Genomic DNA, 21,752 nt, shown 5'->3' on the forward strand with positions numbered 1-21,752 from the left:
ACATGTCAAAACAAATAGAAAAAAACAATCGAGACGCGCACCCAATTGGTGAAAAAACGCAAAATCAATGATCTAGCGCGGCTTTCAGCAGCTTTCGAGTGTACGGGTGGGCGGGTGTCGCAAAAATCTCCTCAACCTCGCCACTTTCGACGATCGAACCGTTTTGCATGACCGCGACACGATGCGCCATTGCCCCGATTACCGCTAAGTCGTGGCTAATAAAAATGAAGCCAAGGTTGTACTTCTGTTGCAACCCGGCGAGCAGTTTCAGCACCTGCTGTTGAATGGAAACATCGAGCGCGGAAGTCGGTTCGTCGAGGATCAGAATGCGTGGTTCGAGCACCAGCGCGCGCGCAATCGCGATCCGCTGACGCTGCCCGCCGGAGAATTCGTGCGGATAGCGTTGCAGCACCGTGCGGTCGAGGCCGACTTCGCGCAACACCGAGATCACCTTGTCGCGCCGCGCCTGCGGCGTCATGGTCGGCCGGTGCAGCGCGAGCCCTTCGCCGACGATCCGCTCGACGGTCTGACGCGGCGAAAGCGAACTGAACGGATCCTGGAAGACCACCTGCATGTTCGAGCGCAGCGCGGTCTGTTCGGCGCCGCGGTAGCTGCCGAGCGCCCTGCCCTGAAACTCGATCTCGCCGTGCACGGTGCGTTGGAGACCGAGCAAGGCCATCGCCAGCGTCGATTTGCCCGAACCCGACTCGCCGACAATCCCGAGCGTCTCGCCCTGGCGCACAGAGACGTTCGCATCCGCGACGGCGCGAAACCGCCCCGAGCGAAACCAGCCGCTGAACCCCGGCAGCTTCGTTTTGAAGTCGACCGAAATCTCGCGCGCTTCGAGCAGCACCGGCGAAATCGGCAGCACCGGCACCACCGTGCGTTCCGGGCGGCTTGCCAGCAGACGTTGCGTGTAAGGATGCTGCGGCGACTCGAACACCTGCTCGACCGGCCCGCTCTCCACGAGGACGCCCTTCTCCATCACCGCGATGCGTTGCGCGAAGTGGCGCACCAGGTTCAGATCGTGCGTGATCAGCAGCACGGCCATGCCGCGCTTTTCCGCTTCGTCGCGCTGCAACTCCAGCAGCAGGTCGACGATCTGCGCGCGGATCGTCACGTCGAGCGCCGTGGTCGGCTCGTCGGCCAGCAGGAGACGCGGACGGCACGCCAGCGCCATCGCGATCATCGCGCGCTGACGCTGGCCGCCCGACAACTGATGCGGATAGCTGTTCACGCGCTTGCCCGGTTCAGCGATGCCAGTGCGTCCCAGCAGCGCCACGGCGCGCTTGCGCGCCTCGTTGGCCGTCACGCCGTCATGCACGACGATAGTTTCCGCGATCTGGTCCCCGACCGTGTAGAGCGGATTGAGCGCGGTCATCGGCTCCTGAAAGATCATCGCGATGTCCGAGCCGCGCAAGCCGCGCATCTCGCGCTCGGTTTTGCCGAGCAGGTCCTCGCCGTCGAAACGGATCGAGCCGCTCACCTGCGCGTCGCTCAACAGACGCAGGATCGACAGCGCGGTCACGCTCTTGCCCGAACCCGATTCGCCGACCAGCGCCACCCGCTCGCCGCGCTGGATCGCGAGCGTGACGTCGCTCACCGCGACGGTGTCGCCGAAACGCACATGCAGATGGTCCAGTTCGAGCAGCGGCAGTGTCGTGGTTTGTGACGCGGTGCTTTGCAAGTTCGCGCTCATTGATTGCCTCCGGCGCGCATGGCATCGGAGATGCGGGTGTCGAGCGCGTTGCGCAGCGCGTCGCCCATGAAGGTCAGCAGCAACAGCATCGCCACCAGTACGCCGAAGGTTGACAGTGAAATCCACCACGCGTCGAGATTCGCCTTGCCTTGCGCGAGCAGTTCGCCAAGACTCGGCGTCGGCGACGGCACGCCCAGGCCGAGAAAGTCGAGGCTCGTCAGCGCGAGAATGGCGCCGCTCATGCGAAACGGCAGGAACGTGATCACCGGCGTCAGGCTGTTGGGCAGCACATGCCGCCACATGATCTGCCAGTTCGACAACCCCATCGCTCGCGCCGCGCGTACATAGTCCTGGTGGCGATTGCGCAGAAATTCCGCGCGTACGTAATCGGACAGGCCGATCCACCCGAACAGCGAAAGCAGCACGATCAGCAGAATGAAGCCCGGCTCGAAGATCGACGAAAAGATGATCAGCAGGTAAAGCTCCGGCATGGCGCTCCAGATTTCGATCAGGCGCTGCCCGATGATATCGGTACGTCCTCCGAAATAACCCTGCACGGCACCCGCCGCGATGCCGAGTATCGTGCCGATCAGCGTCAGCACCAGCCCGAATTCCACCGAGACCCGGAAGCCATAGAGCAGACGCGCGAGCAGGTCGCGGCCGCGGTCGTCGGTGCCGAGCCAGTTGTCGCGCGATGGCGGCGCCGGGTTCGGCGCTTTCGAGAAGTAATTCAGCGTGTCGTAGTAATAGCGATTCGGCGGATACACGGCGAAATTGCCTGGCGCATCGAAACGATGCTTGATATACGGATCGAGATAATCGGCCGGCGTCGGGAAATCGCCGCCGAAGGTGGTCTCGGCGTAACTCTTGAACATCGGGAAATACAGGCTGCCGTCGTAGCGCACCACGAGCGGCTTGTCGTTCGACCACAGCGGGCCGGCCAGACTCGCGGCGAATGCCACGACGAACACGATCAGGCTCCAGTAGCCGAGACGTTGCTGGCGAAAGCGCTGCCACACGCGCCGTGCGGGCGAAGGCGAGACGAACGCGCGCGCCGGTTCGGTGCGCGCCGACGCATCGGCGGAAAGACGGGCTCGATTCATCAGCGCTCCAGTTGTTCGAATTGGATGCGGGGATCGACCCACACATAGCAAAGATCGGAGATCAGCTTCGTTGCGAGCCCGATCAGCGTGAACAGATACAGCGTGCCGAGCACGACCGGATAGTCGCGCCGCACCACCGATTCGTATGACAGCAGCCCGAGGCCGTCGAGCGAAAACAGCGTTTCGATCAGCAGACTGCCGGTAAAGAACGCGCCGATAAACGCCCCCGGAAAACCGACGATCAGCGGCAACAGCGCATTGCGGAACACGTGCTTCCACAGCACGCGCTTTTCGGACAATCCTTTGGCGCGCGCGGTGAGCACGTATTGCTTACGGATCTCGTCGAGAAAAGCGTTTTTCGTCAGCATGGTGACGACCGCGAAACTGCCCACCACCGATGCCGTGATCGGCAACGCGATATGCCACAGATAGTCGAGAATCTTGCCGACGACGCTCAGTTGCGCCCAGTTGTCCGAAGTGAGATTGCGCAGCGGGAACAGTTGCAGAAACGTGCCGCCGCCGAACAACACGAGCAGCAGGACGCCCAGCACGAAGCCCGGAATCGCGTAGCCAAACAGCACCACGAGGCTCGTTGCGACATCGAAGCGCGAGCCGTTGCGCACCGCCTTCGCAATGCCGAGCGGCACCGATATCAGATACGTCAGAAAGAACGTCCATAAGCCGATGCTGATCGACACCGGCAGCTTGGAGACGATCAGCGACCACACGCTTTGATGGCGGAAATAGCTCTGGCCGAGATCGAAAGTCGAAAAGCGCTTGAGCATCAGCACGTAGCGTTCGAGCGGCGGCTTGTCGAAACCGTATAGCGCTTTGAGTTGCGCGATCTGCTGCGCGTCGACGCCGTTATGCGCGCGCAGACCGAACGGCGCGCCGTTCTCGGCGCCTTTACGCAACTCGTGCTGCATCTGCTCGACCGGGCCACCGGGAACGAACTGGATCACGACGAAGGTCAGCGTCAGCACGCCGAGCAAGGTCGGGATCATCAGCAGCAGGCGTTTGAGGATGTAGCTCCACATGGCGACGTTTCCGGTGCGAAGGCGGTGAATGAATGACGGGTTAGCGCGGCTCAGGCCGTGCTTATGGCCGCGCTTGCGGCTGTGATTGCGATTGAGGTTGCGCGAACCACCACATCGACGTGATCCAGCCTTCCGCTGAATAGTACAGGGGCAGCGTTTTGGGCCACGCAAGGCCGCGCTTGAACGCCACCCGATGCGTCGCGCTATACCAATGCGGCACGACATAGTAGCCATGCATCAGCACACGGTCGAGCGCATGCGTGGCGTCGACCAGTTGCTCGCGTGTTTGCGCATGCACGAGCGCATTCAGGATCGCATCCACTACGGGCGACTTCAGCCCGATCATGTTATCGGAACCCTGTGTATCGGCAGCCTTGCTGCCGAATCGTTCGATCTGCTCGGAGCCGGGCACCTGCACGTCCGGCATGCGAATCGTGGTGGTGTCGAAATCAAATGCATCCAGACGCTTCTGATAGACGGCAAAATCCGACACGCGGAACGTGGCCTCGATGCCCAGCTTCTGAAGATTGCGGATGAAGGTCGCGACGATCGGCTCCATCTGCGCTGACGAACCGGAGTCGTCGAGAATCTCGAAGCGGAACGGCTCGCCCTTGGCGTTGCGCAATGCGCCGTCGCGGTAGGTCCAGCCGGCCTGCTGCAACAGCGCGCGCGCCTCCAGCAGATTGGCGCGCAGCGAGCCGGGCGGATCGGTGTCCGGCTGCTTTGGCGGCGGCCCGAACACCGCCGGGTCGAGCTTCGCGCGCCACGGTTCGAGCAAGGCCAGCTCACCTGGCGAAGGAAGACCCTTCGCCTGCAAATCGGTGTTGGCGAAGAAACTGTCGATACGTGTGTACTGATTGAAGAATAACTGTCGATTGAGCCATTGAAAGTCGAGCGCGAGATCGAGTGCCTTGCGCACGCGCACGTCCTGAAACAGCGGCCGCCGCGTGTTCAGCATGAAGCCCTGCATGCCGGTGCCGTTATGTTGCGGAAATACCTGCTTGATCAACTCGCCGCTATCGAATTTCTTGCCGACGTCACGCCGCACCCAATTGCGCGCGACGTATTCGACTAGCGCGTCGTACTCGCCAGCCTTGAACGCCTCCAGCCGCGCCGTGCTATCCGAATACAGCTTGTAGACGATGCGATCGAAGTTATTCATGCCGACGCGCACCGGCAGCGCCGCGCCCCAGTAATTCGGGTCGCGCCGGTAGGTGATCGTGCGGCCGTTGTCGTATTGCTCGATCAGATAAGGCCCGCTGCTGATCGGCTTTTCAAACGCGAGCTGGTCGAACGGAATCCGGCTGCCGTCCGGCTTCATCCCCCACTTGCGCGAGAACACCGGTATGCCGCCCGCGAGCAACGGCAACTCGCGATTGCGCTGGTGAAACTCGAAGCGGATCGTCTGCGGATCGACCACCACCGCGCGCGTGATCTCGCCGAAGATCGATGCGAATTGCGGCGCGGCCTGCGGGCTTTTCAGCGTGTCGAGCGAGAACTTGACGTCGTCGGCGGTGACCGGATCGCCGTTCGAAAACCGTGCGCGCGGATTGATGTGGAACGTCACCGACAGACCATCCGGCGCGATGCTGATGTCGTCGGCGAGCAGCCCGTAGGCGGACGCCACTTCGTCGCTGCTGCCGACGGTGAGGCTTTCGAACATCAGGTCCACACCGGGCGCCGTATTGCCGCGCAGCGTGAACGGATTGAATTTGTCGAAGCTGGTGAGGCGGCTCGGATTGGCGAGCACCAGCGTGCCGCCCTTCGGCGCATCCGGGTTGACGTAGTCGAAGTGCTTGAAATCGGCCGGATATTTCGGCGCGCCGTATTGCGCGATCGCGTAGACCGCGTGCGCCCGCGGCGCCACCAGCAAACCGGCCACGGCCAGCACGCCGCACATCATCGCGACGCAGGCGGAGCGCCATGAACGCGGCGCAATCGCGAGGCCGCCACGCGAGGGTCTGTGAATCACGCTGCACCGAAGTGCACGAGGCGTTGGAACCCGTCGCGAGCCAGTTGTCATAGGGGCCTTGTTGGTCAGTGGACACGTGCAGTGTGAGAGAATTCTACCCAATAAACCCGCGCGATCCGCACGTCCGTTGCGCGCGACGTTGTTCTGCGCGACGCTCCGATCCAGTCAGGAGATTCCATGGGCTTCGTTGCCGGCTAACGTACCTGCTGACCGGCTTGCTGTCGAACCGTTCGATTGCGTATGGCATCGCGCAAGCCTGCAAACGGCACTCGCCAAGGCCGCGCAATCCATGTCCACACCGAACGCGTCGCTCCTTACGCTGCGCTATCTCGGCGCCGAGCGCGCGATTCAGAACTAAACAACACGATAGGTCTCGCCAAGGCTTCGCTCGAAGCGAGCGTGCGTTATCTGGCCGTCTCGATAGTTGCAAACATCAATAGAAAAACCGCCCTCTCGGGCGGTTTCTCTTTGACTTCGCGCTCAAATCAACGCAGCCTGGACGCTCGCTCAGTGCCAGCCGCGATGATTGTCGTAGTGGTCGTGGCCGTAGTCGTAGCGGCCCGGGGGATGATGGCGATACCAGTCATTGCGCGCCCAGTAGCGGCGGCCGTCCCAGTAGCGGTCGCCGTGCCAGCCGATCACGATCGCCGGGCCGCCGTAGTACACGGGCGCCGGTTGATAGACGACCGGCGGCGGCGGCGGAGGCGGCGGTGCATAGACCGGTGCCGGCGCGACGTAGACCGGTGCGGGAATGCCGATGTTGACCCCGATATTGAGACCGCCGGCCATTGCAGCGCCCGACGCACCCAACGCGAAAACCCCTATCAGAAGTGGAACAAGACGAGCGGACTTCATCGATCACCCTTTGGAAGAATGTGTTGTTGGCGGAAATATAGCGCAAGGCGCCGTACCGCGTATTTCAACTTTGTAATAACTGATGCATAACATCGCGCGCATGGCCGCCCGGTTACGTCTCGTTACATTGGACATGGTTTTGGTGAAAAAGCGGTGGCGTTGTAATCGGAGCACGGCGCGATGCGAGGCGGCTCTACTCGCAGCGTTCATGCAGCAAGGGGTTCGGCCGGCGGCAATATGCACGGCCATGCACGCATGGCATTCGCGCATTTTTTTCGCGGACGAAATCCGTAGGATATCGAATTATTCTTTCCTCATACCCTGCCCTGCCCAAGCACGGAAACGCTCCGATCCGCTTGGGGTGGTCGAATGCGGCCCGCTTCGAGGCGCCGGTCGATCCGGCTTATACGGCAAGGCGAGTTAACGGCATGAGCACGCCGTCGCCACAGCAGACTCACCCGGCCATCCGCCATTGGCGTCGCACGCGCAAAACGAACATTATATGTTCGTAAGAACATCCATACCAAAATCGCAAAGTGACCGGTCGTCCGACATCAAGTCGATCACAAATCGCTTCAAGGCCATGTTTCCTTGCTAATTCTTAAACAAATCGACCCATTACAATGGTTTTCCCTGATATTCCGCCAACGCACCAGTGATACGATGACTGACACTAAACGAAGATAAATGTTCGAATTCGCGCATGACCGCTTTCCCGACGGCCGGCCACCGAACACTTCGCGTACGGAGACAGATTTTGAAAACAATCATTGGTTTGCGCTGGTGGATCATCGCGCTCGTGTGTCTCGGGACGATCGTCAACTATCTGTCGCGCAACGCACTCGGCGTGATGGCGCCGGAGTTGATGAAACTGCTGCACATGAGCACGCAGCAATACTCATATGTGGTGGGCGCCTTTCAGGTCGGCTACACAATCATGCAGCCCATCTGCGGGCTGATCATCGATTTGATCGGTTTGCGGCTCGGCTTTGCGCTGTTCGCCTGCCTGTGGTCGCTGACAGGTGTCCTGCACGGGTTCGCGAGCGGCTGGCTCTCGCTCGCGGCCTTGCGCGGGCTCATGGGCTTGACCGAGGCCGTCGCCATTCCGGCCGGCATGAAGGTGGTCGCCGAATGGTTTCCCAATCGCGAGAAATCCGTCGCGGTGGGCTACTTCAACGCGGGCACGTCGCTCGGTTCGCTGCTCGCGCCTCCACTCGTCGTGTTCCTGTCGTTGCGATACGGCTGGCAAAGCGCCTTTGCCGTGACCGGCGCGCTCGGCTTCGTCTGGGCCGCCGCGTGGTATTTGCTGTACCGCTCGCCGACCGAGCACGCCCGCATCAGCGAGGCGGAGCGCGAGACGATCGTCGGCGGCCAAACGCCGGGCGCGCCGCAGCGGCGCAGCATTCGCGAGGTCCTGCGTACGCGCCGCTTCTGGGCGATCGCGCAAGCGCGCTTTTTCGCTGAGCCGGCGTGGCAGACATTCAGCTTCTGGATTCCGCTGTATCTCGCCACGCAACGCCACATGGATCTGAAGCAGATCGCGATGTTCGCGTGGCTGCCCTTTCTCGCCGCCGACCTGGGCGGGTTGTTCGGCGGCTATCTGTCGCCCTTCCTGATGAAGCATCTGCGTGTGCCGCTGATCTGGTCGCGCATCGTGGGCGTCGTGCTCGGCGCGCTCATGATGCTCGGACCCGCGTGCATCGGTCTCGTCGCGTCGCCGTATCAGGCCATCGCGCTCTTCTGCGTGGGCGGCTTCGCGCATCAGATGATCTCGGCGCTCGTGAATACGCTCGCCGCCGACGTGTTCGATCCCAGCGAAGTCGGCACCGTCGCCGGTTTTGCGGGCATGTCCGCGTGGATCGGCGGCCTCGGCTTTTCGCTGCTGGTGGGTGCGCTGGCCGATTCGATCGGCTACACACCGCTCTTCGGCGCACTCGGCGCTTTCGATCTGATCGGCGCCACGCTGCTGATCATCCTGATGCGCGGCGTGACCCGCGACGCGCGTCCGCATCAAACCGATAGCAGCGCCAGCCCTGCTGCGTGACCTCACTCGAAGCGAACACACATCATGCATTCACTGACGAATCTGAAGCACCCGCCGCGCTTTTCGTTGTCGTCGCAGACCGGCAACCACATCGTTCTCACCGCGCAGGCGCACTGCCGGATCGAACTGTTCGTGCTCGCTGAGGACATCATCCGCGTGCTCGTGCTGCCTGACGGCGAACTGCACGGGCCCCGCACCTGGTCCATTGCGCCGGGCGAGGACGACGTCGCGCTCGAAGGGCGCGAGCGGCGCGACCTGAGCGGCTTCACGCCGCCGCCGTTCGAGGTGTCGAGCGACGCCGGACACGTGGTGATCGAAACGGCGCGCATCCGCCTGACGGTCACGCTCGACGGCGGCTTCTGCGCGTGGGACATCCTGCACGCCGACGCATGGCACTGCGTGATGAGCGACCGCAAAACGCAGGCATATAACTTCGGCTGGTGGGACGAGCGCGTGTATCACTACATCGAGCGGCGCCGGGATGAAATGTATGTCGGCCTCGGCGAGCGCGCCGGGTCGCTGGATCGCGCGAATCAGAGCTACGAGATGCGCAATATCGACGCGATGGGCTACAGCGCGCGCACGACCGATCCGCTCTACAAGCACATCCCGTTCTACGTGACCTGGCAGCCGCAGACGTCGACGGGCTTCGGACTCTTCTACGACACGCTCGCCGATTGCCGCTTCAACATGGGCCGCGAGTTGGACAACTATCACGGCCACTATCGCAACTTCGTCGCCGAACATGGCGATCTCGACTATTACTTCATCGCATCGGCGGGCACGCCCCTGCACGCGGTGCGGCGTTTTACGTGGCTGACCGGACGGCCGGCCTGGATGCCGAAGTGGGGACTGGGCTATTCCGGCTCGACGATGAGCTACACCGATGCGCCCGATGCGCAGCAACGCATGGGCGAATTCATCGAACGATGCAGCGAACACGACGTGCTGTGCGACTCGTTCCATCTGTCGTCGGGCTATACGTCGATCGGCGCGAAGCGCTACGTGTTCAACTGGAATCACGAGAAGTTTCCGGATATCGACGGCTTCGTGCAAAGTTATCTCGACCACGGCGTACGCCTGTGCGCGAACATCAAACCTTGCCTGCTGCAGGATCACCCCGCATTCGATGAGGCCACCCGAGCCGGCCTGCTGATCGAGTCGCGCGACGGCAATCCTGCCTGGGTGCAGTTCTGGGACGAAGTCGGCGCGTATCTGGATTTCACCAATCCCGACACCATCGACTGGTGGAAGGCGAGTGTGAAAGACAGCCTCCTGAAACACGGCATCGCGGCCACGTGGAACGACAACAACGAATTCGAGATCTGGTCGCCCGACGCGATCGCACGCGGCTTCGGCACGGCGTATCCGGCGCGCGAGGCGAAGGTGCTGCAAACGCAGTTGATGATGCGCGCGTCGCACGACGCGCAGCGCGAGCACGCGCCTGAGCGGCGGCCCTTTCTCGTATCGCGTTCGGGCGGCGTCGGCATGCATCGCTATGTGCAGACCTGGTCCGGCGACAACTACACCTCGTGGGAAACGCTGCGCTTCAATCTGAAGATGGGCCTCGGCCTCGCCATGTCCGGCATCTCGAACAGCGGTCACGACATCGGCGGATTCTCTGGCCCGGCGCCGGGCCCGGAACTGTTCGCGCGCTGGGTCGCGTTCGGCATCTTCCTGCCGCGCTTCAGCATTCATTCGTGGAACGACGACGGCACCGTCAACGAACCGTGGATGCACCCCGAGGTCACGCAGCAGGTGGCCGCGCTGATCAAACTGCGCTACCGCATCATTCCTTACCTGTACGAGTTGCTCTGGCAATCGCGCAGCGCCTACGAGCCCGTCTTGCGCCCGATGTTCGCGGAGTTTCCCCACGACCTGCGCTGCCTCACCGACGGCGACGACATGATGCTCGGTTCTTCGATGCTGGTCGCGCCGGTTGTCGACGCAGGCCAGTCGACGCGTGACGTGTATCTGCCGTCCGGCACGCGCTGGGTGTCGTACTGGAGCGGCGAAACGTTCGACGGCGGCCAGACCGTGAACCTCCCCGCGCCATTCGAGCAACCGGTGATCCTGCTGCGCGAAGGCAGCGTGACTTCATTGAACGTGGCGGAACAACACTTCGGCCGGGCCGCCGACGAACGCGCGTTCATCGCCGTGCCGCACGCGGGCGCCGGCACCACGCGCGGCGGCTGCATCGAAGACGACGGCGAGAGCGAAGCCTGGCGGGAAGGCGCGCAAGGCCGCTGGCACATCACGCTGGCCGGCGACGCGAGCACGTTGCGTATCTCAGTCGAACGCGAAGGCTGGATGCCGCAGCCGCAGCGCGAAGTCCGGATCCTCGTGCCGAAGGACGAAGTGCGCACGGTCGAATGCATCGGCGGTGCTCTCGCGGCCGATCACACCGCCGACGGCTGGCGATGCCTGACGATTTCCATGACCCGTTGAACAAGTCCGCATCACCGGCCTGAAGCACTCAGGCCGCTCATCTAATCCGGAGACCTGCAAGCGATGAAATCATTCAAGCGTGCGCGTACGCGCGCACTCGTCCTCTCGTGCCTGCCGTTCGCAGGCGCCGCACTGTCGAGCGGCGCGGCGGCGCAAAGCAGCGTCACGTTGTACGGTGTCGTCGATAACGCGTTCACCTATGTCAGCAATCAGCGCGGCCACGCCAACTTCTACATGAGCCAGGGCAACCTGCAGGCGAGCAAGTTCGGCCTGCTCGGTTCGGAAGACATCGGCGGCGGCACGAAGGCGATTTTCCGGCTCGAGAGCGGCTTCAACTCGCTGACGGGCGCGCAGAGCAGCGCGGGCTTTCTATTCAATCGGCAGGCATATGTCGGGCTCAGTAACGACCGGTACGGGACGGTCACATTCGGGCGGCAGTACACGCCCTACTTCCAGATGGTCGGTGCGCTCGGGCCGACCGGCGTGTTGACCGGCGCGACGGGCGCGCACCCAGGCGATGTCGACGCGCTGGACACCACGTTGCGCTTCAACAATTCGGTAACCTATCTGTCGCCGAACGTCGCCGGCCTGCAATTTAGCGCGCAATACGGCTTGGGCGGCGTGCCGGGCAGCGTGGCCAACGGCAGCAATTTCAGCGCGGCGTTTCGCTACGACTACAAGCCGTTCGCGGTCGCAGCGGGCTATGTGAAGCTGAAAGACATTGCGACGAGCGCGGCGCTCGGCACTTTCGCCATCAACTCGCCGGTGAATAGCGGCTATGCGACGGCACGCAGCGCGCAACTGTTCGCCGCGGCCGCGCGCTATAACCTGCAGGACCTGATGGTCGGCATCAACTACTCGAACGTGCAGTACGCGCCGGGCTCCGGTTCGCTGTTTGCCAGCGAAGCGGTGTTCAACACGTACGGCATGATCTCGACGTATCGGATCACGCCGGCGGTGATAGTCGGAGCCGGCTACAGCTATACACGCGCGAGTAAGGCGAATGGCATGAGCGATCCGGCGCGCTATCACCAGATTTCGCTAGAGCAAACCTACAACCTCTCGACGCGCACGACGTTGTACGCGCTGGAGGCGTATCAGCTCGCGCGCGGCAAGACGTTGCTCGCGGCGGGCGGCGCTACCAGCATTACCGACGCGGTGGCGGTGGTCGGGGACTCGCAGAATACGACGCCGTCGTCGGGGCCTTCGCAGTTTGTTGGGATGGTGGGGTTAAGGCACGCGTTTTGAGGGTGGTGATTTGGAAGGGCGATGAATGAACGGCAGACCCGCGAACGGGATCGGCTGCGTGAGCAGGCCGAGGGACTTCGCGGGTTCCAGCCAGCCCACGCTCGACGATCGACGAAGCCGGCCATTGCGACGCCGTTTGACCCTTCTCAACACGCCAACAGCAAGCCAAGGACAACCAGCCATCTGGCTCGTCGCAGGACGCCGAACCGACTCGTGCTAACCTCGCCGGACAAGCACTGCGCTTAAGTGCTGGCTCTCGCGTATGGAGACCTGGACGATGGACTGCGCCGCCCTGCCGATCCTTGACTGTCACCAACACTTCTACGACGCCCGGCGCTTCCATTACCCCGTGTTCGCGACGCGCAGCGAAGGCTTCGAAGCGCTTGTCGGCGACTACAGCGCGCTCCCCCGCATCTACTTACCCGAGGACTACGCGCGCGACACGAGCGCGTTGAATGTCGTCGGCACAGTCTGGGCGGAATTCATTTCGACCGATCCGGTGGGCGAAACATGCTGGGCGCAAGAGCTTGCGAGCGCGACAGGACGCCCGGACGGCATCATCGCTCTGGTCGATTTTTCGAGTCCTGATCTGCCGGCCACGCTCGACGCATATGCGTCAGCGGAACGGATCCGTTGCGTTCGCCAACATCTGGGCTGGCATCCGGCGAACCCGCTGCTTCGCTATGCGCCAAGGCCGCACCTCATGTCGGACGTGGTATGGCGACGCCGACTCGCGTCGCTGCGGGGGCGTGGTCTGATTTGCGAACTGGAAATGTTCGCGCCGCAACTGCCCGAACTTGCATCGCTGGCGACTGCGTTTCCCGACATTCAGTTCGTGCTGCCCGTCATGGGCTGGCCACTCGATCTGACCAGCGAAGGCCAGGCGGCGTGGAAACGTGAAATGACCGCGGTCGGCGCGTGTCCCAATGTGGCGGTGAAAATATTCGGGCTGGAGTGCATCTTCGGCATTCATTGGACGGTCGCTCAGGTCCGGCCTTGGATGCTGGAAACCATTGAAGTTTTTGGCCCCGATCGATGCATGTTTGCCAGTCATATGCCGATCAGCAAGCTAGCCTGCAGCTTCGAACAACTTTATCGCGCGTACTTCGAGGTGATAGCGAAGTTCAGTGTTTCGGAGCAGCGAAGACTCCTGCATGACACGGCCGCGGCGATTTACAAGCTGAGCTAAATGTTGGTTGCGGGAGAACCGGACAGCGCACACCCTCGCGATCGAGGTTAAAGCGGCCCGTCTCCGTACTGACCCACTCGAACTGCAACGCCCCAAAAAACAAAACCCCGCAGAGCCTAAACTCTGCGGGGTTTGCCGCCACTGCTGGCGGAGACGGAGGGATTCGAACCCTCGATCCAGGTTTTGGCCCAGATGCTCCCTTAGCAGGGGAGTGCCTTCGACCTCTCGGCCACGTCTCCCAAACTTTCGGTCGCGCAGGGAGTCAGCGCGACGAAGCCAAGATAATAGCGGGCTGAACCACGAAGGTCAATGTCTGGCGAACATTTTTTGTGCCAGTGTCGTCACTGACGACGCAATTTATTCACCTCGGCCACGCAAAACAAACGGAGCGCTCCTGTCCACTCCGTTCTTCGAGGCAAATTACGCTTGATCCAGTTCGAACGCCTTATGCAGCGCGCGCACGGCGAGCTCCATGTACTTCTCGTCGATCAGCACCGAGATCTTGATTTCGGAGGTCGAGATCATCTGAATGTTGATGCCCTCTTCCGACAGCGTGCGGAACATCGTGCTCGCGATACCGACGTGCGAGCGCATGCCGACGCCGACCACCGAGACCTTCGACACCTTCGGATCGCCCAGCACCTGCTCGGCCTGCACGTGGCCCTTCACCTGGTTCGTGAGGATGTCCATGGCGCGTTGATAATCGCCGCGGCCGACCGTGAACGTGAACGCCGTTTTACCTTCCACGCTCTGGTTCTGGATGATCATGTCGACGTCGATATTCGCGTCCGCCACCGGGCCGAGAATCTGATACGCGATGCCCGGCTTGTCGGGCACACCCATCACGGCGATGCGAGCTTCATCGCGCTGAAACGCGATGCCCGAGATGACTGCTTTTTCCATGGTCTCGTCTTCTTCAAAAGTAATCAGGGTGCCCGACTTCATTTCAGCGTCGAGTGGTATCAGCGGATCGGTCAGGCTCGACAACACGCGTGTCTTCACCTGATATTTGCCGGCGAATTCCACCGAGCGGATCTGCAGCACCTTCGAACCCAGGCTTGCCATTTCCAGCATTTCTTCGAACGTCACGCGATCGAGCCGGCGCGCTTCTTCCACCACGCGCGGGTCGGTCGTGTAGACCCCGTCGACGTCGGTGTAAATCAGGCACTCATCGGCTTTCAACGCAGCCGCGACCGCGACCGCCGACGTGTCCGAACCGCCGCGGCCGAGTGTGGTGATGTGGCCGTCAGGGTCGATGCCCTGGAAGCCGGTGATCACCACCACCTTGCCGGCGTCGAGATCGCGCAATACGCGCTCGCCGTCGATTTCGCTGATGCGCGCTTTCGTGAACGCGCTATCCGTTTTGACCGGCACTTGCCAGCCGGCGTAGCTGACCGCGTCGACGCCGGCTTCCTGCAGCGCGATGGCGAGCAGACCCGAGCTGACCTGCTCGCCCGTGGCGGCGATCATGTCGAGTTCGCGCGGGCTCGGCTGACTCGTGATTTCTTTCGCGAGACCGAGCAAGCGGTTGGTTTCGCCGGACATCGCCGACGGCACGACGACCATCTTGTGGCCAGCCTTGTGCCATTTCGCGACGCGCTTGGCGACGTTCTTGATGCGCTCGACCGAGCCCATCGAGGTGCCGCCGTATTTGTGTACGATGAGTGCCATTGTCGTTCTGAACTGGAGGAGAAACCGCGCTGGCGCGCTGGAGACCACCGCACAAAAGCACAGAAGCGCAACGTCTTGTGAACGACGGCAGAGTGTGTGGCGGCGTAAATGCAGCACGCGTGCAGCACGCGCGGATTTGCCCGGGAATGATCGCTGATGGCTTACCGGAAACGACGGATCACGATCGAAAACCGACTAATTCAACAAAAGCGAAGGCGAAATCGGGTCGGGCAAACAAGTTAACGTACCCGATCGAGCGCAAAAAGACAAGCTGGAAAGGCTATCGGATTGCGCTGAATACGCGCTGCAAAAGCCTGTTTCAGGCGGATTTGCGCCCTATTTCCGGATTCATCGCCCAGATAGCCCGGGTGTCCGACCGGCCGGTCAGGCGATCAGCAGATCCTCGCGCCAGACGATCCTGACGCGCGATTCGGCCTCGTCGATCTGCTCCGGCAACGCCGCGCGATTGACCCCGAGCCCGGGCACGAACAGCAGATCGCCGCCGATGTAAAGCAGCGGCACGTCGCGCTTCCACGCGGGAATGCCGCGCTCCTGGAACAGGTTTTTCAACGTGCGGCTCGGCGCGCCAGGCGCGTCGCTCGTGCGCATGCGTTCGCCGCCGCTGCGCGAACGCGCGCTCAACACGGCGCGCTGCAGGACGCGCGAGGGAATCGTGTCTGGGTCGCCAGCCGTATCGCCTGCCTCAGCGAATACGAACGTGCCGCGCCATTGCGGCAGGCGCCAGATCGATTCGCCCTGCCACGCGAGTTCGCTGACCGCGCGCGCGGCGAGCGCGGTTTCATCGGCGGGATCGCTGCTGTCGCCGCTTTCCCAATAGACGAGGCCGCGATAGCTGCGCAATGCATGACTCGCGTGGTCGATACGCAGACCGTGACCCTCACCTGCCGCGCCGATCTCGCGCAGTTGGCGCAGCGCATCGCCGAGACGCGCGCTCGATGCGGCGACAAGACCCAACGTACGCATCCAGTAACGCAGGAGATTGAGCGCGCGGTCGTCGTCGAGCGCGAGCAATGCGTCGTGCGATAGAGCGCGCCCTTCGTCGCGTGACGCGTCTTCCATATCGATGCGAGCCAGCGCGTCGAGCAAACGCTGCGCCGACGCCGCGTGCGCCGCCGTGCGCGCGAGCGCGTCGCGAAAACCTGGAAAGTGGACGGCCAGCGCCGGCGTCACCTCGTGGCGCAACGCATTGCGTGCGTAGCGTGTATCGGCGTTCGACTCATCGTCGATCCAGTGCAACGCACGCGCGCTCGCGTATTGCTCGAGCTGCGCGCGCAGCAGATGAAGCAACGGCCGCACGCGCGTCGCCGACGCACCCGCCGGCAAATACTCGGGCGCCATCGCGGCAAGACCTGCGAGACCCGCGCCGCGCAGCAATTGCAACAGCACGGTTTCCGCCTGATCGTCCGCATGTTGGGCGAGCCACAGCGTGGCGACACCGCGCGACGCGCACATGTCGTCCAGCGCGCGATAACGCGCATCGCGCGCGGCGGCCTCGATGCTCACGCCCGCGTCACGCGACACCTCGACGCGCTCTGCCGCGAACTCGACGCCGCGTTCCCGCGTGAACGCGTCGCAGTGCGCGAGCCAGGCATCGGCATGAACGCTCAGCCCATGATGCACGTGCAGCGCGATGCAACGCGACGCGCCGGCGACACGCACTGCGGCATCGAGCAGCACGCTCGAATCGACGCCGCCACTGAACGCAATCGCAATGCGCGCGCGAGCGGGAAGCGTAGACAACGAAAAGCCGACCGCCTCGAGTACGAGGCGGTCGGCGGGCGTTTCGGCGGTGGAAGTCACGTCGCTAGCGCGTGAGGCGCTGAAGGACGAAAGAGAACGCGCGCGGGCTTAGGCACCCGGCGTGGTTTCCTTGAACTTGCCGTACGACATCAACCGATCGAAACGGCGTTGTCGCAGGTCGTTGATGCTCATGCCCTGGAACTGGCGCAGCGAATCGGCGAGCGCGCGGCGCAACATGGCGGCCATGCCCTTCGGATCGCGATGCGCGCCGCCCAGCGGCTCGTTGACGATCTTGTCGATCAGGCCGAGCGCTTTCAGACGATGCGCGGTCAGGCCGAGCGCTTCCGCGGCTTCCGGCGCTTTCGCGGCACTCTTCCACAGAATCGACGCGCAGCCTTCCGGCGAGATCACCGAATAGGTCGAGAATTGCAGCATCAGCACGCTGTCGCCGACTGCAATGGCCAACGCGCCGCCCGAACCGCCCTCGCCGATGATCGTCGCGATCAGCGGCGTCTTCAGCTCGGCCATCACGTACAGATTGCGGCCGATCGCTTCCGACTGGCCGCGCTCTTCCGCGCCGATGCCCGGGTACGCACCTGGCGTGTCGATGAACGTGAAAATCGGCAAGCCGAATTTTTCGGCGAGACGCATCAGACGTTCGGCCTTGCGATAGCCTTCCGGACGCGGCATGCCGAAGTTGCGCAGCGCGCGCTCCTTGGTGTCGCGGCCCTTCTGATGGCCGATCACCATGCACGCCTGGCCGTTGAAACGCGCGAGGCCGCCGACGATCGACAGGTCGTCCGCATAGTTGCGGTCGCCGTGCAGTTCGTGGAAATCGGTGAATAGTTCGCTCACGTAGTCGAACGTGTACGGGCGTTGCGGATGACGGGCGATTTGCGAAACCTGCCACGGCGTGAGGTTCGCGTACAGATCTTTGGTGAGCTGTTGACTCTTCTTGGACAGCCGCTCGATCTCTTCCGAAATATCGACGGCCGAATCGTCCTGCACGAAGCGCAATTCTTCGATCTTCGCTTCGAGTTCAGCGATCGGCTGTTCGAAATCCAGAAACGTGGTCTTCATTGTTTGTAATCCTTGGACTTACCGGCAGCGCGTATTCTAACCGCGCTCGTCGATGTCAAAACCATCTCGCAACTATCATCTTTGACAATTGATAGCTTTTGAAATGGTCCCGTTTCTTCTTTTTCAGTAGTCGACCGGCAACGGGTCAAGACTACGCCACATATACCAGGTGGCGACGGTGCGCCACGGCTCCCAGTTGGCGGCGACTTCGCGCGCTTCGCTGCGTGTGACCGGTTCGCCGCTGAAGTAGTTGACGCTGATCGCACGAATCAGGCCCAAGTCGTCGAGCGGCAGGACGTCGGGGCGCGACAGGTTGAAGATCAGGAACATCTCCGCCGTCCAGCGGCCGATGCCGCGAATCTGCGTGAGTTCGGCGATCACCGCCTCGTCTTCCATCGACGTCCATTTGCCGACGTGCAGCGCGCCCGAAACGAAATGCTGCGCGAGATCGAGCACGTATTCGGCTTTGCGCTTGGACAGCCCGCACGTGGTCAGCTTCTCCAGACCGAGCTTGATGAACTGCTGCGGCACCAGCTTCGGACACGCGGCCTCGACCTTCGCCCAGGCGGCTTGCGCGGACGCGACCGAAATCTGCTGCCCGACCACCGAACGCGCGAGCGTGACGAACGGATCGCCGCGACTCAGCAGATGCACCGGGCCGAACTTCGGAATCAGTTTCTTCAGAATGCGATCGCGCTTGACGAGGTCGGCACACGCCTTGTCCCAATAGGCCGGACGCGTGACTTCAGGCGCGAGGCCGCCGATCTGCACCGGCACCGCGACTTCGCTCGCGCTCGCCGCTTCGCCGCCCGCGCTTGCGGACGCGCGCGTCTTGCGCACGACTTCGCCCTCGTGCCCCTCGACGGTGATGCGGGCGAGTTCCTGCACGTCGCCGGCCAGTTCTGCCGGCAAGGCGCCATTGCTCTTCGCACGCGGCGCCTTCGCGCGCTTCGCGAGAGGCGCATGCGCCGACGCGCCGTTGAGCGCGCGCTTCACGGCCGTCTTTTTCGATGCACCCGCTGCGGTCTTGGCCGCCACCCCGGCGGCTTTCGACGATGCTTTCGTTACCACGCCGCTGCCCGTGCGAGCCGACGTGCGTGTCGACTTTGCCGCGGCTGCCGCGTTTGTTTGAGACGCGGCTCGTTTAGCCGGCGTCTTCGTGGCCGTTGCCATCCTGCCTCCTGCCTGGCGAGTCGATCAAAGGGTAAGTCGAGGTGCGCTCACACGCGCCGCCACTCGGTCAACCCGCCGGGTTTGTCTTCAAGTGCAACGCCGGCCTCGAGCAATTCGGCCCGGATCCGGTCTGCTGCCGCATAGTCCTTCGCCTGCTTGGCGGCCACACGCGCTGCGATCTTGGCTTCGATCGCGGCGGGCTCGAGCGCGCCCTCAGCTGCAACCCCCGCTGCCTGCTGCAGGTATGCACGCGGCTCGCGGCCGAGCAGTCCGATCACCGCGCCCAGCGAGCGCAATTGACGGGCTAGCGCGGAGTCGCGCGTGCGGTTCACTTCTGTTGCCAACTCGAACAACACCGACACTGCAACCGGCGTGTTGAAGTCGTCGTTCATTGCTGCCTGGAAACGCTGCGCATGCGCTTCGTTCCAGTCGAGCTCGGCGCCGTCCGGCGTGACGTCCTTCAGTGCGGTGTACAAACGCGCGAGGGCGTTTCGGGCGTCGTCGATATGCACGTCGCTGTAATTCAACGGCGAGCGGTAATGCGCGCGTGCGATAAAGAAACGCACGACCTCGGCATCGTACTGCGCCAATACTTCGCGGATCGTAAAGAAGTTGTTCAACGACTTCGACATCTTCTCATTGTCGATCTGTACGTAGCCGTTGTGCATCCAGAAATTGACGAACGTTTGACCGGTAGCGGCTTCACTTTGCGCTATTTCGTTTTCATGGTGCGGAAACTGCAGGTCCTGCCCGCCGCCATGAATGTCGAAATGTTCGCCGAGCAATGTGCAGCCCATTGCCGAGCATTCGATATGCCAGCCAGGACGGCCGCGCCCATATTTCGAATCCCAGCCTGTATCTGCCGGCTCTTCCGGCTTGGCCTGCTTCCACAACACGAAGTCGAGCGGGTCCTGCTTCGCGTCGTTCGCCGCGACGCGTTCGCCCGCGCGCAGATCTTCGAGCGACTTGCCCGAAAGCTTGCCGTAGTTCGCGAACTTGCGCACCGCATAGTTCACGTCGCCGTCGCTCGCCTGATAGGCGTAACCGTTCGCTTCGAGCTGCTCGATCATGCCGAGCATCTGCGGAATGAAATCAGTAGCGCGAGGCTCGACGTCGGGCCGCTGGATGCCGAGCGCGTCCGCGTCTTCATGCAGCGCCTCGATGAAGCGATCGGTCAGCGCCTTGATCGTTTCGCCGTTCTCCACTGCGCGCCGGATGATCTTGTCATCAATATCCGTGATATTGCGCACGTAGGTCACGTCGTAGCCGAGCGTGCGCAACCAGCGCTGCACGATGTCGAACACGACCATCACCCGCGCATGACCGACGTGACAATAGTCGTACACGGTCATCCCGCAGACGTACATCCGCACGACGCCTTCTTGCAGCGGCACGAAAGTTTGCTTGTCACGCGCGAGCGTGTTGTAGATGCGCAGTGATTCCATAGAGAACGGTGCGTGGGCCGAAAGAAATCCGCAATGTGTTTCATGCGCGCCGCGCCCCGCGAACAGACGGCGGGCGCGTCGCATACAGCAAAACCGGTGCACCTGGTGCGGCGGTCAGGCTGCGATCAAGGCGGAGACGACCACGAGTGGCGAAAAGACAGTTTGCGGTTCGACGGAACGCGCAGACCTTTTGTTAGAATGGGTCGGAGTATAACATCCAGACCTGAGCCTATGAAACCTTCAAGCGGCCGCGCGCGCAGCGCTGCGACCCTCGCCGCGACGGCCTTCGGTGGCGCCACGCGTGCCCTCGCCTTGCGCGTCACCGTGGCGGTCGCCCTTGCGGCCGTGCCGGCCGCGGCCGCCTTTGCGCAGAAAACCGCCACGCTGCCGCAGGGCCCCGCCGTGCGCGACAACACGCCGGAAATCGACGCGTCGATCGCGCAGAAAAACTGGGCGGCCGCGCTGACCCAGCTCGACGCGCGCATCGCCTCGAATCCGCGCGACGCGCAAGCAAAGTTCAAGCGCGGCACGGTGCTCGCCCACCTGAATCGCGACGACGAAGCCATCGTCGCGTTTACCGAACTCACGCAGACGTACCCCGAGTTGCCCGAGCCCTATAACAACCTCGCCGCGCTTTATGCAAAGCATGGCCGTTATGCCGAAGCGCGCGCCGCGCTCGAAACGGCAACCAAGGTCAACCCGGGCTACAGCCTCGCGTACGAGAATCTCGGCGACCTGTATCTGCGTATGGCCAACGCGGCCTATCGCCGCGCGCAGAGCCTCGGCAAGGTGAGCCCCACCACCACGCAGCGCCTTGCGGACATTCAGAAAGTCATCTCGCCGGTGAAGAGCCCGGCCCAGGCGAAACAGGCCGCCGCCACGGAAGACGACTACACCGCCCGCGCCACCTCGAACATGACGCAGACGCCGAGCTTCCAGTACGGCGGCGCGAATGGCTCGCTCGCCATGCCGCCCTACATGGCGCCGTCGAAGTAAAGCCATTACGTTTTCGCGCAATACGTTTTTT

General features: G+C 62.7%; 15 protein-coding genes, 1 tRNA gene and 1 pseudogene. 6 read left to right on the forward strand and 11 right to left on the reverse strand.

Annotated elements, in window-relative coordinates:
- Nucleotides 1–64 precede the first annotated feature (64 nt).
- The 4 genes from HF916_RS41140 to HF916_RS41155 all read right to left on the reverse strand — a co-directional run bounded on the left by HF916_RS41140 (nt 65) and on the right by HF916_RS41155 (nt 5,742).
- Nucleotides 65–1,699 carry an ABC transporter ATP-binding protein gene (locus HF916_RS41140; protein WP_168794413.1) on the reverse strand — a complete coding sequence of 545 codons (1,635 nt, stop codon included), beginning with the start codon at nt 1,697–1,699 and terminating at the stop codon, nt 65–67.
- Nucleotides 1,696–2,802 (reverse strand): ABC transporter permease, encoded by a 1,107-nt coding sequence (locus HF916_RS41145; protein ID WP_168794414.1) that lies wholly within the window; start codon nt 2,800–2,802, stop codon nt 1,696–1,698. The genes HF916_RS41140 and HF916_RS41145 overlap by 4 nt, the downstream gene beginning before the upstream one ends.
- Nucleotides 2,802–3,839, reverse strand: coding sequence for a microcin C ABC transporter permease YejB (locus HF916_RS41150; protein ID WP_168794415.1), 1,038 nt, complete (start codon nt 3,837–3,839; stop codon nt 2,802–2,804). The genes HF916_RS41145 and HF916_RS41150 overlap by 1 nt, the downstream gene beginning before the upstream one ends.
- Before the next feature lie 61 nt (nt 3,840–3,900).
- Nucleotides 3,901–5,742 (reverse strand): extracellular solute-binding protein, encoded by a 1,842-nt coding sequence (locus HF916_RS41155; protein WP_240975863.1) that lies wholly within the window; start codon nt 5,740–5,742, stop codon nt 3,901–3,903.
- Nucleotides 5,743–6,076: 334 nt separating this feature from the next.
- Here HF916_RS41155 and HF916_RS41160 point away from each other — a divergent pair.
- Nucleotides 6,077–6,273: pseudogene (locus HF916_RS41160) on the forward strand (SDR family oxidoreductase); the annotation flags it as partial.
- 45 nt (nt 6,274–6,318) lie between these two features.
- Here the strand turns inward: HF916_RS41160 and HF916_RS41165 are convergent.
- Nucleotides 6,319–6,666, reverse strand: coding sequence for a hypothetical protein (locus HF916_RS41165; protein ID WP_168794417.1), 348 nt, complete (start codon nt 6,664–6,666; stop codon nt 6,319–6,321).
- Nucleotides 6,667–7,423: 757 nt separating this feature from the next.
- Here HF916_RS41165 and HF916_RS41170 point away from each other — a divergent pair.
- The 4 genes from HF916_RS41170 to HF916_RS41185 all read left to right on the forward strand — a co-directional run bounded on the left by HF916_RS41170 (nt 7,424) and on the right by HF916_RS41185 (nt 13,595).
- Nucleotides 7,424–8,710, forward strand: coding sequence for an MFS transporter (locus HF916_RS41170; RefSeq protein WP_168794418.1), 1,287 nt, complete (start codon nt 7,424–7,426; stop codon nt 8,708–8,710).
- A gap of 24 nt (nt 8,711–8,734) precedes the next feature.
- Entirely contained in the window at nt 8,735–11,158 is a 2,424-nt protein-coding gene (locus HF916_RS41175; protein ID WP_168794419.1) for a glycoside hydrolase family 31 protein, read from the forward strand.
- Nucleotides 11,159–11,221: 63 nt separating this feature from the next.
- Nucleotides 11,222–12,406, forward strand: a complete 1,185-nt coding sequence (locus HF916_RS41180; RefSeq protein WP_168794420.1) for a porin — start codon at nt 11,222–11,224, stop codon at nt 12,404–12,406.
- Nucleotides 12,407–12,683: 277 nt separating this feature from the next.
- On the forward strand, nt 12,684–13,595 hold the full coding sequence (locus HF916_RS41185; protein WP_168794421.1) for an amidohydrolase family protein: 912 nt from the start codon (nt 12,684–12,686) through the stop codon (nt 13,593–13,595).
- Nucleotides 13,596–13,740: 145 nt separating this feature from the next.
- On the opposite strand, the gene HF916_RS41190 is transcribed toward HF916_RS41185, so the two are convergent.
- The 6 genes from HF916_RS41190 to cysS form a co-directional block, all read right to left on the reverse strand.
- Nucleotides 13,741–13,834: transfer RNA gene (locus tag HF916_RS41190), tRNA-Ser, on the reverse strand.
- 181 nt (nt 13,835–14,015) lie between these two features.
- Nucleotides 14,016–15,266, reverse strand: a complete 1,251-nt coding sequence (locus tag HF916_RS41195; protein ID WP_168794422.1) for an aspartate kinase — start codon at nt 15,264–15,266, stop codon at nt 14,016–14,018.
- Between the two features lie 384 nt (nt 15,267–15,650).
- Nucleotides 15,651–17,087 carry a tRNA lysidine(34) synthetase TilS gene (gene tilS, locus HF916_RS41200; RefSeq protein WP_168794423.1) on the reverse strand — a complete coding sequence of 479 codons (1,437 nt, stop codon included), beginning with the start codon at nt 17,085–17,087 and terminating at the stop codon, nt 15,651–15,653.
- 48 nt (nt 17,088–17,135) lie between these two features.
- Nucleotides 17,136–18,107, reverse strand: a complete 972-nt coding sequence (locus HF916_RS41205; protein ID WP_168794424.1) for an acetyl-CoA carboxylase carboxyltransferase subunit alpha — start codon at nt 18,105–18,107, stop codon at nt 17,136–17,138.
- A 123-nt stretch (nt 18,108–18,230) separates the two neighbouring features.
- A complete protein-coding gene (locus tag HF916_RS41210; protein WP_168794425.1) occupies nt 18,231–19,280 on the reverse strand; it encodes a DNA-3-methyladenine glycosylase family protein in 1,050 nt (349 codons plus the stop codon).
- Nucleotides 19,281–19,327: 47 nt separating this feature from the next.
- Nucleotides 19,328–20,725 (reverse strand): cysteine--tRNA ligase, encoded by a 1,398-nt coding sequence (gene cysS, locus HF916_RS41215; RefSeq protein WP_168794426.1) that lies wholly within the window; start codon nt 20,723–20,725, stop codon nt 19,328–19,330.
- Between the two features lie 231 nt (nt 20,726–20,956).
- On the opposite strand from cysS, the gene HF916_RS41220 reads away from it, so the two are divergent.
- Nucleotides 20,957–21,721 (forward strand): tetratricopeptide repeat protein, encoded by a 765-nt coding sequence (locus tag HF916_RS41220; protein WP_168794427.1) that lies wholly within the window; start codon nt 20,957–20,959, stop codon nt 21,719–21,721.
- Nucleotides 21,722–21,752: the final 31 nt, after the last annotated feature.

The sequence above is a fragment of the Paraburkholderia aromaticivorans genome, assembly GCF_012689525.1.
Classification (GTDB): Bacteria; Pseudomonadota; Gammaproteobacteria; order Burkholderiales; family Burkholderiaceae; genus Paraburkholderia; species Paraburkholderia aromaticivorans_A.